At 55.8% G+C, this 13,574-nt stretch carries 13 protein-coding genes and 1 pseudogene; 13 read left to right on the plus strand and 1 reads right to left on the minus strand.

The window, feature by feature from the left end; genetic code table 11:
• Nucleotides 1-22 precede the first annotated feature (22 nt).
• Genes ccmA through FHC49_RS16980 form a run of 8 tightly spaced genes read left to right on the plus strand, consistent with a single transcriptional unit; the run spans nt 23 to nt 6,269 of the window.
• Nucleotides 23-649, plus strand: a complete 627-nt coding sequence (gene ccmA / locus FHC49_RS16945) for a cytochrome c biogenesis heme-transporting ATPase CcmA (protein WP_220440373.1) — start codon at nt 23-25, stop codon at nt 647-649.
• Nucleotides 646-1,308 (plus strand): heme exporter protein CcmB, encoded by a 663-nt coding sequence (ccmB, locus tag FHC49_RS16950; protein WP_185666830.1) that lies wholly within the window; start codon nt 646-648, stop codon nt 1,306-1,308. Before ccmA ends, ccmB begins: the two co-directional genes overlap by 4 nt.
• 32 nt (nt 1,309-1,340) lie before the next feature.
• Complete coding sequence (locus FHC49_RS16955; RefSeq protein WP_220440374.1) at nt 1,341-2,078, plus strand: heme ABC transporter permease; 738 nt, start codon at nt 1,341-1,343, stop codon at nt 2,076-2,078.
• The gene (gene ccmD, locus FHC49_RS16960) at nt 2,075-2,287 is read left to right on the plus strand and encodes a heme exporter protein CcmD (RefSeq protein ID WP_220440375.1); all 213 of its coding nucleotides are present in this window, start codon (nt 2,075-2,077) and stop codon (nt 2,285-2,287) included. Before FHC49_RS16955 ends, ccmD begins: the two co-directional genes overlap by 4 nt.
• Nucleotides 2,284-2,754, plus strand: a complete 471-nt coding sequence (gene ccmE / locus FHC49_RS16965; RefSeq protein ID WP_185666833.1) for a cytochrome c maturation protein CcmE — start codon at nt 2,284-2,286, stop codon at nt 2,752-2,754. Before ccmD ends, ccmE begins: the two co-directional genes overlap by 4 nt.
• Nucleotides 2,744-4,672, plus strand: a complete 1,929-nt coding sequence (locus FHC49_RS16970; protein WP_220440376.1) for a heme lyase CcmF/NrfE family subunit — start codon at nt 2,744-2,746, stop codon at nt 4,670-4,672. The genes ccmE and FHC49_RS16970 overlap by 11 nt, the downstream gene beginning before the upstream one ends.
• A complete protein-coding gene (locus tag FHC49_RS16975) occupies nt 4,669-5,226 on the plus strand; it encodes a DsbE family thiol:disulfide interchange protein (RefSeq protein WP_220440377.1) in 558 nt (185 codons plus the stop codon). The genes FHC49_RS16970 and FHC49_RS16975 overlap by 4 nt, the downstream gene beginning before the upstream one ends.
• Complete coding sequence (locus FHC49_RS16980; RefSeq protein WP_220440378.1) at nt 5,223-6,269, plus strand: cytochrome c-type biogenesis protein CcmH; 1,047 nt, start codon at nt 5,223-5,225, stop codon at nt 6,267-6,269. Before FHC49_RS16975 ends, FHC49_RS16980 begins: the two co-directional genes overlap by 4 nt.
• On the opposite strand, the gene FHC49_RS16985 is transcribed toward FHC49_RS16980, so the two are convergent.
• A complete protein-coding gene (locus tag FHC49_RS16985) occupies nt 6,256-7,740 on the minus strand; it encodes a PLP-dependent aminotransferase family protein (protein WP_220440379.1) in 1,485 nt (494 codons plus the stop codon). The two genes, FHC49_RS16980 and FHC49_RS16985, sit on opposite strands and share 14 nt — an antisense overlap.
• Before the next feature lie 107 nt (nt 7,741-7,847).
• Between FHC49_RS16985 and puuE the strand changes: the two genes are divergently transcribed.
• The 5 genes and pseudogenes from puuE to FHC49_RS17010 all read left to right on the plus strand — a co-directional run bounded on the left by puuE (nt 7,848) and on the right by FHC49_RS17010 (nt 13,555).
• Entirely contained in the window at nt 7,848-9,113 is a 1,266-nt protein-coding gene (gene puuE / locus FHC49_RS16990) for a 4-aminobutyrate transaminase (protein WP_220440380.1), read from the plus strand.
• A 142-nt stretch (nt 9,114-9,255) separates the two neighbouring features.
• Complete coding sequence (locus tag FHC49_RS16995; protein ID WP_220440381.1) at nt 9,256-10,527, plus strand: Glu/Leu/Phe/Val dehydrogenase; 1,272 nt, start codon at nt 9,256-9,258, stop codon at nt 10,525-10,527.
• A gap of 455 nt (nt 10,528-10,982) precedes the next feature.
• A pseudogene (locus FHC49_RS17000) lies at nt 10,983-11,234 on the plus strand (SymE family type I addiction module toxin); the annotation flags it as partial.
• Between the two features lie 207 nt (nt 11,235-11,441).
• Nucleotides 11,442-12,335, plus strand: coding sequence for a hypothetical protein (locus FHC49_RS17005; RefSeq protein ID WP_220440383.1), 894 nt, complete (start codon nt 11,442-11,444; stop codon nt 12,333-12,335).
• Between the two features lie 302 nt (nt 12,336-12,637).
• Nucleotides 12,638-13,555, plus strand: a complete 918-nt coding sequence (locus FHC49_RS17010; protein ID WP_220440384.1) for a hypothetical protein — start codon at nt 12,638-12,640, stop codon at nt 13,553-13,555.
• Nucleotides 13,556-13,574 lie beyond the last annotated feature (19 nt).

Below are 13,574 nucleotides of genomic sequence, written 5' to 3' on the forward strand. Positions count from 1 at the left end.
GGGGTCAGCAAAAAGGCAGAACATGGAAAACAGATTAGAAGCGGTAGGGCTGTGCTGTGAGCGGGACGATCGGCACTTATTTCGCGATCTCTCGTTTACCGTCGCGCCGGGAGAGTGGGTACAGATTGCGGGCGGCAACGGAGCGGGAAAAACCACGCTGCTGAGGATGCTGACGGGAATCATACGGCCCGACGGTGGAGAGGTGCGCTGGCAGGATAAATCCGTCAGCCGTCACCGCGAGGGCCTGCACGCTCATCTGCTCTGGATTGGTCATCAGCCGGGCATAAAAATGCGCCTGACGGCGCTCCAGAATATCGCCTTTTTTCATCCCGATGCGTCGCCGTCAGAACGGTTGGCAGCGCTCGGGCTGGTGGGGCTCGCCGGCTACGAAGATGTACCGGTGGCGACGCTCTCTGCCGGGCAACAGCGCTATGTGGCGTTGGCGCGGCTCTGGCTGACCCACGCCGCGCTGTGGATCCTTGATGAACCCTTTACTGCTATTGACGCGCAGGGCGTCGCCAGGTTGACGCGCAGGATGGCGCAGCACGTTGCCGCGGGCGGGCAGATTGTGATGACCACGCATCAGCCGCTGGCCGACTCAACCCTGCCTGTACGAAGGGTGGCGCTGACGGGAGGCGAGCCGGGATGATGTGGTCTCTTTTCTGCCTTGAACTGCGGGTCGCTTTTCGCTGCCGCGCCGAGCTTGCCAACCCGCTGTGGTTCTTTTTTATTATCCTCACGCTCTTTCCTATCGCTCTGGGTCAGGACAGCAAACAGCTGGCGCACATCGCCCCCGGTGCCATCTGGATAGCGGCGCTTCTCGCCTCTTTGCTGGCGCAAGACCGGCTGTTCCGCGATGACTACCAGGACGGCAGCCTCGAGCAGCTGATGCTGCTTCCCGTGCCGCTGCCCGCGGTGGTGCTGAGTAAAATCCTCGCCCACTGGTGCGTCACGGGCCTGCCGCTGCTGCTCTTCTCGCCGCTGGCGGCATTATTGATGGCAATGGATTTTGCCCAGTGGGCGGTGATGGCGCTGACCTTGTTGCTCGGCACCCCGACCCTCAGCTTACTGGCTGCGCCCGGTTCAGGGCTGACGGTTGGGCTGCCCCGGGGCGGCGTCCTGCTCAGCCTGCTGGTGCTGCCCTTTACCTTGCCGCTGCTGATCTTTGCCACCGCCGCGATAAACGCCGCGACGGCGGGGCTGCCCGTTTCCGGTTATCTCGCCATTCTGGCGGCGATGCTGACCGGCAGCGCCATGTTCAGCCCCTTTGCCACCGCTGCGGCCCTGCGCGCCAGCCTGCAGGGGTAAGCCTCATGTTATTTCGAAGAAGAGTGCGCACTATGTGGAAAACACTGCATCAACTGGCTATCCCGGAACGCTGCTACCGCCTCAGCGGCCGGGCTCTTTTCTGGCTGGCGCCGGCGGCGCTGGTCACGCTGGCGCTGGGCTGGGTCTGGGGATTCGCCTTCGCCCCCGCCGATTACCAGCAGGGCGAGGGGTACCGCATTATCTATCTGCATGTTCCCGCGGCGATGTGGTCGATGGGGATTTATGGCGCGATGGCGGTGGCCGCTTTTGTCGGCCTCGTCTGGCAGCTTAAGCTCGCCTCCCTGGCGGTGGCGGCAATGGCGCCCATTGGTGCGGTCTATACCTTTATCGCCCTCGTCACCGGGGCGCTGTGGGGAAAACCGATGTGGGGGACCTGGTGGATATGGGACGCCCGGCTGACCTCGGAGCTCATTCTGCTGTTTATCTATATGGGCATTATTGCGCTTTGGAATGCCTTTGATAACCGCCGCACGGCGGGCCGGGCGGTGAGCATTCTGGTGCTGATGGGGGTGGTTAACCTGCCGGTGATTCACTACTCGGTGGTCTGGTGGAACACATTGCATCAGGGTTCCACCGGGCTGCAGCAAACTATCGACCCGGCGATGCGTCTGCCGCTGCGGCTCGTCATTGTGGGTTTTCTGCTGCTGTTTATCACGCTGACGCTGATGCGTTTACGTAATTTGATCCTGCTTGAGGAGCGCCTTCGCCCCTGGGTACGCCATATCGCTTGCGCAGGAGAACGGCCATGACGCCAGCTTTCAAACACTGGAACGACTTTTTCGCGATGGGCGGCTACGGACTCTATATCTGGCTGGCCGTGGCGCTGGTGCTGCTCGCGCTGGTTGGGCTGATATGCCACACCTGCTGGCAGCGGCGCGCCATCTTGCAGGCGATTCGCCGTAGCCACGCTCGGGAACAGCGCCGACGTAACGTGCCGCAACGCGAGGCCAGCTTATGAATACCCGCCGTAAAAATCGCCTGCTGATAACCAGCCTCCTGCTCGGTGGGCTGGTGCTGACTCTGGGGCTGATTCTGTATGCCCTGCGCGCCAATATTGACCTGTTTTACACACCGGGAGAGGTACTGTACGGCAAAGGGGAGGCCAGAGAAATGCCTGTCGCCAGACAGCGCCTGCGGGTGGGCGGTCTGGTGCTTCCCGGCAGCATTAAGCGTTCGCCTACCTCAATGCAGGTGAGCTTCACGCTCTACGACGAGCGGGGCAGGGTGCAGGTCACCTTTGATGGGCTGCTCCCGGATCTCTTTCGCGAGGGGCAGGGCATTGTGGTTCAGGGGGAACTGGATTCCGGCAACCACATTATTGCCCGTGAAGTGCTGGCAAAACACGATGAAAACTACACGCCGCCCGGCGTAAAAAAGGGAATCAAAACCCCTTCGGCTATAGGAAACCGTCAACATGATGCCTGAATGGGGGAACCTGCTGCTCTGCCTGGCGCTGGGGGCCGCGTGTCTGCTCTCCAGCCTGCCGCTGTATGGCGCATGGCGCGGGCAACGCTTGCTGATAGCCGCCGCGCCAATGTTCGCCATCGTGCTATTTTCCTGCCTTGCCGGGGCGTTTCTTATCCTGATGTACGCCTTTATCAGTAACGATTTCACTGTTGCCTACGTGGCGGCTAACGCCAATACGCAGCTGCCGATTATCTACAGAATGGCCGCCGTCTGGGGTGCCCACGAAGGCTCAATGCTGCTGTGGGTGCTGCTGATGAGCGGCTGGACGCTGGCAACGGCCTTACGTCGCACTATACCGCCGTCACTGCGCGCGCAGGTGCTGGCAGTGATGGGGATGATAAGTCTCGGGTTTCTGCTGTTTATCCTGTTTACCTCGAATCCCTTCGCCCGCACTTTGCCCGATTTCCCGATTGAAGGGCGGGACCTGAATCCGATGCTGCAAGACCCGGGGCTGGTTTTTCATCCCCCGGCGCTCTATATGGGCTACGTCGGTTTCTCCGTTGCCTTCGCGTTCGCCATCGCGGCGTTGCTCAATGGCCGCCTCGACCGGGAGTTTGCCCGGCTGGCGCGCCCCTGGACGCTGATGGCGTGGATCTTCTTAACGCTGGGCATCGTGATGGGCTCCCTGTGGGCGTACTACGAGCTGGGCTGGGGAGGGTGGTGGTTCTGGGATCCTGTGGAAAACGCCTCCCTGATGCCCTGGCTGGCGGGCACCGCGCTGCTGCACTCGCTGGCCGTTACCGAACAGCGGGATACCTTCAGAGCCTGGAGCGCGCTGCTGGCTATCGCCGCCTTTTCCCTGTGTCTGCTGGGCACCTTTCTGGTGCGCTCCGGCGTGCTGGTCTCGGTTCACTCCTTTGCCGCAGACCCCACGCGCGGCATGTATATCCTGATCTTTATGGCGCTGGTGGTCGGCGGTTCGCTGCTGCTCTTTGCCCTGCGCGGCTACCGTATCCGCTCCAGGGTGAATAACGCCTTCTGGTCACGGGAGTCGCTGCTGATGGGCAATAACGTTCTGTTGATGACCGCAATGCTGGTGGTGCTGCTTGGCACTTTGCTGCCGCTGGTGCATAAAGCGCTGGGTTTGGGCGCTATCTCCATCGGTGAGCCGTTCTTTAACCGTCTATTTGTGGTGCTGATGGTGCCGTTAGCGCTGTTGATGGGGCTGGCCCCGCTGGTGAGATGGGGGCGCGATCGCCCGGAAAAGCAGCGCAAGCCGGTCATTGCTGCGCTGATTGCCACCCCGTTGCTGGCGCTGCTGCTGCCGTGGTGGTTGCAGGATCAGATTGCCGCCCTGACGGTGCTGGGCCTTTGTATGGCGCTGTGGATTGTCATCCTCCATCTGTGGGAGGTGATACGGCGTCTGCGGCGTGGGGAGCCGGTGACTCGCCGCTTCACCGGCATGATTATCGCCCATCTCGGGGTGGCGGTGACGGTCATCGGCATCGCCTTTCACCAGAACCACGATATCGAGCGCGACGTGCGGATGGGGGTCAACGATACCCTGCAAATCCGGGAGTACCGTTTTACCTTCCGTGAGGTCCGCGAAAGCCTTGGCCCTAACTACCAGGCGGTGACGGCGGTGATTGATGCCGATGCCCCCGGCAGCAAAACGGCGACGCTATTCGCCGAGAAACGTTTTTACACCGCCAGCCGGGCGATTATGACCGAGGCCGCTATTCAGGTCGGCTTCACCCGCGACCTCTACGTCGCGCTGGGCGAACAGTTCGATGACGGCTCCTGGGGCATGCGTTTTTACTATAAGCCCTTTATCCGCTGGATTTGGGCCGGGGGAATCTTAATGGCGCTGGGGGGCGGGCTCTGTTTTCGCGGGCGTCGCACGCTGGCGGTAAAAGCTCAAAAGGTGACGGCATGAAACGTAACCTGTATCTGCTGCCGCTGGCGATTTTCGTCGTGCTGGCGGGCCTGCTTTTCTGGCAGTTGCTGCGCATTGGCGACGGTGAAGACCCTAAAGCGCTGGATTCCGCCCTTATCGGCCAGCCGTTGCCCGCGCTGCGGGTGGCGACGCTGGTGCAACCCGAGGAGAAACAGGATTTTCAGACGCTGGGCAAGGGCAAACCTCTGTTGCTGAACGTCTGGGCCACCTGGTGCCCCACCTGCCGGGCAGAACACCGGTACCTCAATACGCTGGCGGCGCAGGGTGTTGTGATTGCCGGGCTGAATTACAAAGACGACCGGCAAAAGGCGCAGCGCTGGCTGCAGGATTACGGCAACCCTTATCGCGATAACCTGCTGGATGCAGAGGGTTCGGTCGGTATTGAGCTGGGCGTCTTCGGTGCGCCGGAGACTTTCCTGATTGATGGGCAGGGGATTGTGCGCTATCGGCATACCGGGGAGTTGAATGCCGACGTATGGCGTAAAGAGGTTGCGCCGCTGTGGGAAAAATACCGTAAAGAGGCCGGAGTATGAAAAACGGATTACTGGCGCTGCTGCTGCTGACGCTGAGCTTTTGGGTGATGGCGGCGCCGGAGGTGATGACCTTTCAAAGCGAAGCGCAGGAGCAACAATACCGCCAGCTGACGGCCGAACTGCGCTGCCCCAAATGCCAGAACAACAGTATTGCCGACTCCGGGTCGCTGATTGCCGCGGATCTGCGCCAGAAGGTGTATCAGCTAACGTTGCAGGGCAAAACGCGCGAGCAGATTGTCGATTACATGGTGGCGCGCTACGGCGCGTTTATCAGCTACGATCCGCCGCTGACGCCGGTCACGCTGCTGCTGTGGATGCTGCCGCTGCTGGCGGTTCTTGCAGGGGGCTATGCCATTTACGCTCGCAGCCGCAGGCGGGTGCGTATTACGGTGATGCCAGATTCCGCTGAGACACTCCCCGTCAGAGGAAACCCGTGGGGGCTGGTAGCCGGGATTGTGATGGCGCTGGCGGTAAGCGGGGCGGCGTTTTACGCGACCAGCGGCTATCGACAGGTGCACGACTGGCAGCAGGCAACCCGGCAGTTACCCGAACTGATGAACCGGGCGATAGACTCCCGCGCTGCGCCGTTGACGGAGAAAGAGCTGCAAACCCTGGCGCTGGGCTTACGTACCCATTTAGCGCATGACGGCGACAACCCGGAAGGCTGGATGCTGCTAGGGCGCGTGGGAATGATGCTCAACAACGCCACGCTGGCAACCCAGGCCTATGGTCGCGCCCATGCCATGGCGCCGGAGGATCTCGCCGCGGCATCTGGCTACGCCGACGTTCTGACCCGCACCGACGAACCGGAGGCGCTACAGCAGGCCGCCGGGCTACTGGCTCCGCTTCTAAACGCCCATCCGGACAACCTGCGTCTTCTGCAACTGGCGGCGGTCAACGCGTATCAACAGCAGCAATACAGTCTCGCCATCGCCCGCTGGCAGCGGATGCTGTCGCTAAACGAGGGAGACGCCGCGCAGCGGGCGGACATCGAACAGAAAATCGCGCTCGCTCGCCAGCATCAGTCGGTTAAGCAGGGTTAAGCAGGTGCTTTTTGATGATCTCCGCCAGCCGGGTAAACGCTGGTGCCATCGCCTCCTCATCAATGCTGGCAAACCCCAGCAGCAGACCTTTGCGCGTTGGCGTGTCGGCAAAATAGCGTGACAGGGGGCGCACCAGCAGCGCCTGCTGGTTGGCCTCCTGGGTAATGGCGAGGTCATCGGCATCATCGGGTAGCTGCAAAATGAGATGCAGCCCGGCGTTGCTGCTGAACTCGCCCAGATATTCTTTCCCCAGTTGACGGGTAATCAGCGCGACCAGCGCGAGGCGACGGCGGCTGTAGAGCTGGCGCATTTTGCGGATATGGGCCGCGTAGTAGCCTTCGCGAATAAACTCCGCCAGCGCGGCCTGCATCAGCAGGTGGCCCCCACGATAGAGATCGCTATGCACCTTTTTTAACGCCGCCGCCAGCGGCTCCGGCAGCACCATATAGCCGAGGCGGAGTGCCGGGTAGAGGGTTTTACTGAAGGTGCCGATGTAAATCACCGGGCTCGCCTCTTCCAGCCCTTGAAGGGACGGGATCGGCTGCCCGGCAAAGCGAAACTCGCTGTCGTAATCGTCCTCGACAATCCAGCTCTGGGTTTTACGCGCCAGCGCCAGCAGTTGCTGACGGCGGCTCAGGCTCATCACCGAGCCTAGCGGGTACTGATGCGAGGGGGTGACAAAAATCATCCTCGGCGGCACCGCGTTCTCTTCTGCAGGCACCAGCCCCTCTTCATCCACCGCGATGGCGGAAAAATTCACCCCATTCATGCGCAGAATATTTTTGATGCCCCAGTAGCCCGGCTCCTCCACCCAGGCCTGATCGCCCGGGTTGCATAAGGTGCGGGTGACCAAATCCAGCGCCTGGTGGATCCCTTCGGTTATCAGAATCTGGTCCGGGGAGCAGCGCACCCCGCGCGCCGTGCGCAGGTAATCGGTCAGCGAGGCTTTCAGTTCGGCCACGCCGCCGTAGGCATCGTAGGTCAGATACTGCGGCAGCGGCTGGCGGGCGAGGCGATCCTGAATTTTTTTCAGTGCGCGATGCGGGAAGAGGGTGACGTCCGGGACGCCCGGCACAAATGCGCCCCACTGGCGCGGGCTGGCGCTGGCATTGCCCAGCAGCGCCTGGCCGCGTTCCGACAATTGGACGCTGAGCGCCTGCTGCGGTGGGGCCGATGGCGGCGCCTTTCGCTGGACCAGATTGTCCAGCACGCTCTCGCTGACAAAGGTGCCGCTGCTGGTGCGGGCTGAGATATATCCCTCCGCCTGCAGCTGTTCATAAACACGCAGCACGGTGTTACGCGACAGCGCCAGCTCGTCGGCCAGATCCCGGGAAGGAGGGATGCGGGTGGCGGGTTTCAGGCTGCCTTCCAGAATGCAGCTGCATATCGCCGCATAGAGACGACGATGCAATTTCTCACCGGTCTGTTGCGAAAATGCCTGCGTGATCACATCTACAGCAAGAGAACGCATTTGGATCCTTAAAATAAAACGTTTTGGCTCTCGATTAGAGTACCAGATGGTGAATAAATAGCAGTGAGATGTATTCACAGACTTATAAAAAAGGATGAGGCAACACTATGAGTAATAAAAACCTGCATCAACGTCGCCTGGCCGCCACCCCACGTGGCGTGGGCGTGATGTGCGATTTCTTCGCGCAGTCCGCTGAGAACAGCACCCTGACGGATGTGGAAGGTCGCCAGTTTATTGATTTTGCGGCCGGCATCGCGGTACTCAACACCGGCCACCGCCACCCGCGCTTGGTGCAGGCCGTTGAAGCGCAGCTGCAGGCCTTTACCCATACCGCCTACCAGATTGTCCCTTACGAAAGCTATGTCACCCTGGCCGAGAAGATTAACGCCGCGGCCCCGGTGGGCAGCGACGCGAAAACCGCCTTCTTCACCACCGGTGCCGAAGCGGTAGAGAACGCGGTGAAAATTGCCCGCGCCCACACCGGCCGACCGGGCGTTATCGCCTTTGGCGGTGGCTTCCACGGCCGCACCTACATGACCATGGCCCTGACGGGCAAAGTGGCCCCTTACAAAAAAGGCTTTGGCCCCTTCCCGGGATCGGTATTCCACGCGCCTTATCCTTCCGCCCTGCACGGGATCACCACCGACGATGCGGTAAAAGCCATCGAGCGCCTGTTTAAGGCCGATATTGATGCTGAGCAGGTCGCCGCCATTATCTTCGAACCTATCCAGGGGGAAGGGGGCTTTGTCGTCGCTCCGCCAGATTTCGTCGCGGCAATTCGCCGCATCTGCGATAAGCACGGCATCGTGATGATTGCCGACGAAGTACAAAGCGGCTTCGCCCGTACCGGCAAGCTGTTCGCCATGGACCACTACGCGGACAAACCGGACCTGATGACCATCGCCAAAAGCCTTGCGGGCGGTATGCCGCTTTCCGGCGTGGTGGGCAAAGCTGAGATTATGGATGCACCAGCGCCCGGCGGCCTGGGCGGTACTTATGCGGGCAACCCGCTCTCCGTCGCGGCTGCGCTGGCGGTGCTGGATATTATTGATGATGAGAAACTATGCCTGCGCGCTGATGCGTTAGGCGAGCGTCTGCGTGCTACCCTGAACGACGCCCGTGAATACGCGCCGGGTCTGGCAGAAGTGCGCGGCGTCGGTTCGATGATTGCCGCAGAGTTTACCGACCCGACAAGCGGAGAACCGTCTGCCGAACTGGCCCAGCGCGTGCAGCGTAAAGCGCTGGAGCAGGGGTTACTGCTGCTGACCTGCGGCCAGTATGGCAACGTGATCCGCTTCCTCTATCCGTTAACCATTCCGGAGTTCCAGTTCACCCAGGCGCTGGAGATTATCAAAAACGCCCTGAAGGACTGACGAACCGCCACGTTACCCTCGCTTTCTGCACAAGATGGACATCTTTAGTGCCGTGGTACTTTGCTCATCCGAGCACCGACGATAGCCATCCGTATCGTCGGTTTTTTTATTAAAAAATCCGATTTCACTGTTGAGGTAAACGATGAAAACGCTGTCGTTTCTGAATAACAATCCCGATTCCGCATGGAATATCTTTATTGCCCAGGTTGAGCGCGTGCTGCCGTATTTAGGCGAGCTGGAGAGCTGGGCCGACACCCTGATCCGCCCCAAACGCGCGCTGATTGTCGACATTCCGCTGGAGATGGAAGATGGCACCGTGCGCCATTTCGAAGGCTATCGCGTACAGCATAACCTGTCCCGCGGGCCGGGTAAGGGCGGGGTGCGCTACCACCCGGACGTCACCTTAGAAGAGGTGATGGCGTTATCCGCCTGGATGACCATCAAATGCGCAGCGCTGAATCTGCCTTTCGGCGGTGCTAAAGGCGGCATTCGCGTTGACCCAGGCGAGCTCAGCAAGAAAGAGCTGGAACGGCTGACCCGCCGCTACACCAGTGAAATCGGCCTGATTATTGGGCCACAGCAGGACATTCCGGCACCGGACGTGGGCACCAACGCGCAGGTGATGGCCTGGATGATGGACACCTACTCGATGAACGTCGGCTCCACCACCACCGGCGTGGTCACCGGCAAACCTATTCACCTTGGCGGCTCACTGGGCCGCGTTAAGGCCACCGGGCGCGGCGTCTTTGTCACCGGGATGGCGGCGGCCAAACACATTAACCTCGACATTACCGGTGCGCGTATTGGCGTGCAGGGTTTTGGTAACGTCGGCAGCGTCGCCGCGCAGCTGTTTGCCAGCGAAGGGGCCAAGGTCATCTCCGTGCAGGATCACTCCGCCACGCTGTATGACGCTTCCGGCATTGATATTGACGCACTTATCGCGTGGCAAACCGAGAACGGCAAGATAAAGGGCTTCCCGGGCGCGGCTGACGTCAGCCCCGATGCGTTCTGGCTGTACGACTATGACATCGTGATCCCCGCCGCGCTGGAGGGCCAGATTACGGCTCAACGCGCCGAAGGTCTCTCATGCCGCCTGGTGCTGGAAGGCGCGAATGGCCCGACGGTGCCGCAGGCTGATGACATCTTGCGCGAACGCGGCATTATCGTCCTCCCGGACGTTATCTGTAACGCGGGCGGCGTGACGGTGAGCTACTTTGAGTGGGTGCAGGATTTCTCCAGCTTCTACTGGTCAGAAGACGAGATCTATCAAAAGCTGGATAAAATCATCCTCAACGCCTTTGATGATGTGTGGAATAAATCGCAGCAGCTGAAGATCTCGCTGCGCACGGCGGCGTATGCGATTGCCTGCGAGCGTATTCTTACGGCGAGGAAAGAGCGCGGGATTTATCCGTAATCTCTGTTTGCAGGTAGCGCGGAATCAAGCCCGATGACGTTTTGTGCATCGGGCTTTAATGATGTTACAGCGCCAGGATTTTCATTCAGTTTTGCGAGCGTCCTTCCAGCAACCCGTATTGCTCAGCCCCGTTAAGCGCAGTATCCTGTTGTTGTACCTGCAAAATCAGGTGCCGGGATTGGAACCCTGAACCAACTTCATCGACGACATAAAGCGCGTTAACGCAAATTTATGTCGTATGCACAGTCACCATCTCAATGGTGGGCTAGCGGGGGCATTGAAAGATGCACCGGTATCGATGAGTCGGTCGTTCTAACCCTGTCTGCTTTAGCCACCAATGAGAGAGAAAATATCATTTATTGGAGGCTGCCACGATGGCGACACCCCTCAACACAACTACCGTACCAGACTTCACCCACTGCGAGTTCTACTCCTTCGTAGAAGGCCGCGCCGTCCACCTCGGCGGAGAATGGCTCTCCCAAGCCGGATTTATCGACGGCATGCCCATCAAAGTCCGCGTGATGAAAGATTGCATCGTGATCACCCCGCAGAACACCCGCGAGCTATGGGGCTGCATTGAAGGCATGAGCGTCGCGAACATCAACCAGCGCAAAGTAAAGGCATGGCTGAAAACCTTTCCCGGCGCGTTGAACGATAGCGGGGATATTCCGGAGATTAAGCGGAGTAAATCGGGCGGGAAATTCTAACGACAAGCGACAATGGTAGCCCGGCCGAGCGGAGCGACGGCCGGGGTTTTTGCTTCCGTTTTGCGTCAGCGGTTGGACGTCGATAGGGCGAAATATGTGATAAATTCATAAACTCATTGTGGCTAGTTGAGTTTTTTGAATTAGCAATGGGATTTGTGTTGGTTGTATAATTGCCTGATATTCTTCAAGTTGAATGGGAGATTTGTGATGAAGTTCTCGCACAGACATGGTTTTGATCCTGAGTATAAAAAACAGCCTATACGGGAAGATGCTCCAGAGTGGCTTCGCTCTTTATTTTTTGTAACTGTACTAGATAATTTTTTGTACATTGATGGTGATAGCCGCATTGCGAATGATGAGAACAAGCCTCTGGGAATTAAGGCGTTGATTGAGCGACTTTGCGCAGAGAATGGTCAAGAAACAGATCATGAAGATTTTGATTCATGGCTCTGTCATGATGCTTTGAAAACACGTTTACAATATATGAATTGGTTTCAATTTTACGATGCGGTTGAGGTAATCGGAGATTTAATAAGAAAAAAGGATGATGATAGAGGTCCCACTTGGGGGAGAAAGGCATTAGAAAATATTACGTTTATATCATATCGTCAAAAATTGAATGAGTTATTCGCATCTCGAAACATTGACTGGAGAATGAATTCAATAGGCAGATTAGAAACACCATTACCAACCGAACTAGAACAAAAGATAGACGAAACTAATAAATTATTGCAGGACCAGTTTGAACCAGCAAGGAGGCACTATGTAAAAGCTAGGTCTTTTGCATTAGGCCCGAATAAAGATCCAGAAAACTCCATAAAAGAATCGATAAGTGCAATTGAGAGTTTATGCAGAACTTATTATCCGTCAGCATCAACTTTGGGTGAGGCTCTTAAACTAATGAGAAAAGAAAACGCTATCTCATCTATGCTATTAACTGTTATAGAAAAGTTCTACGCGTATACAAATGCAGAACCAGCAGTAAGACATGGAAGCAACAAAGTTTCTTCAGTGTTGGAGTACGATGCTGAATTTGTGTTGCACATTTCAGTTGCGTTTATTAGGACAATAATACAAAGAAAAACCGTTTTAGATAACTAAGCTAGACTTACGTTCAACTAAGAATGCTTCACTGTTAAAAAAACAACGGTGTTAGGTTAGTGCTTTGTTCATAGCTGAGTTAACGATTCTAACTGAGAGTGTCCTGTTTAAAAATTTAGGTTGATAAAAGCTCTAATGTTAATTGTTAGGAGGTGAAATGTAATGTGCTTAATATAGTAAGTTTTAGTTGACACTTGCGCTAAAATAGAGTGAGAATATAGCAAGTGCTATTATGGAATTATTTTTACATTAATGCATTACATGCTAATTAACGAACTGGTAAATATTCAATAAGGTTCCATATGTCTGAAATGGCTTCAGCTCATACTTTTATGGCAGCAGTAGTATCTGGATTAGTTACAATTTCGTTATTTTTAATGAAAGGTATTTGTACACCTTTATGGAATAAATATTTTCTTGTGTACAAAATAAAAACAGAACATGCTTATGAGCAAAAAAAGAAAATTAAAGAGGCAATATCAAAATATAAAATGCCTTTACTCGACTCAGCAGAATCACTGAATCATAGGTTGTGGAACTTCTCAGGTAATTGTAATAAGGGTTGGCATAACTTCAAAAAAAATGAGTTAATTAGTGATAAATATTACTTGCAAACTTTCTGTTACAGATTTTTAGCATTCTATGCTTGGTGTGTGAAATTCGAAAGAGAATTGATATACTTAGATGTAACCCTTTCAGAAAAGAATGACCTTTATTTCGTCAAATACATTAAGATTATGCAAAATATATTTTGTGATGCTTCGATGCTGAGTAATACAGGTTATGACAATGAGCACGCCACTGATCATTTTTTCAAAGATGACCTTATTAGCGTTGTAGAGGGGATGTTTACTCCCACTGGAGTTATTACTTATTCAGATTTCAAATTAAAACCGGAATCAGACTATGTACTGGTCAGTAAATACATTTCCACAATATTGAAGAATAAATCTTGTAATAAATGGCATCTGATCAATTGTTTTCATTTCATGCTAATGGCCTTTTTGTCTAAATATGGATATGATTATCAAAGAACAGGGTTGTTTAAGTTGTTCAAATTACGGAGATTAGAACCTGAGAATAAGCTAATAATTAATTTTAAAGTGTTAACGCTAAATGCAAGATTAAATAAGTGCAAGGAAATGAAGAAAGCAATAAATATTCTTGAATGTAAATCAAAGCTTGCTAGGTGCTGTAACTTCCTAAAACTAATAAAATAATAAATGCTTGGGTTGTGAT

The sequence above is a fragment of the Kluyvera sp. EC_51 genome (assembly GCF_019584505.1).
Classification (GTDB): domain Bacteria; phylum Pseudomonadota; class Gammaproteobacteria; order Enterobacterales; family Enterobacteriaceae; genus Kluyvera; species Kluyvera sichuanensis.

Coding starts and splice junctions, on each gene's coding strand:
- ccmA (WP_220440373.1), top strand. CDS start 23: ATGGAAAACAGATTAGAAGCGGTAGGGCTGTGCTGTGAGCGGGACGAT.
- ccmB (WP_185666830.1), top strand. CDS start 646: ATGATGTGGTCTCTTTTCTGCCTTGAACTGCGGGTCGCTTTTCGCTGC.
- FHC49_RS16955 (WP_220440374.1), top strand. CDS start 1,341: ATGTGGAAAACACTGCATCAACTGGCTATCCCGGAACGCTGCTACCGC.
- ccmD (WP_220440375.1), top strand. CDS start 2,075: ATGACGCCAGCTTTCAAACACTGGAACGACTTTTTCGCGATGGGCGGC.
- ccmE (WP_185666833.1), top strand. CDS start 2,284: ATGAATACCCGCCGTAAAAATCGCCTGCTGATAACCAGCCTCCTGCTC.
- FHC49_RS16970 (WP_220440376.1), top strand. CDS start 2,744: ATGATGCCTGAATGGGGGAACCTGCTGCTCTGCCTGGCGCTGGGGGCC.
- FHC49_RS16975 (WP_220440377.1), top strand. CDS start 4,669: ATGAAACGTAACCTGTATCTGCTGCCGCTGGCGATTTTCGTCGTGCTG.
- FHC49_RS16980 (WP_220440378.1), top strand. CDS start 5,223: ATGAAAAACGGATTACTGGCGCTGCTGCTGCTGACGCTGAGCTTTTGG.
- FHC49_RS16985 (WP_220440379.1), bottom strand. CDS start 7,740: ATGCGTTCTCTTGCTGTAGATGTGATCACGCAGGCATTTTCGCAACAG.
- puuE (WP_220440380.1), top strand. CDS start 7,848: ATGAGTAATAAAAACCTGCATCAACGTCGCCTGGCCGCCACCCCACGT.
- FHC49_RS16995 (WP_220440381.1), top strand. CDS start 9,256: ATGAAAACGCTGTCGTTTCTGAATAACAATCCCGATTCCGCATGGAAT.
- FHC49_RS17005 (WP_220440383.1), top strand. CDS start 11,442: ATGAAGTTCTCGCACAGACATGGTTTTGATCCTGAGTATAAAAAACAG.
- FHC49_RS17010 (WP_220440384.1), top strand. CDS start 12,638: ATGTCTGAAATGGCTTCAGCTCATACTTTTATGGCAGCAGTAGTATCT.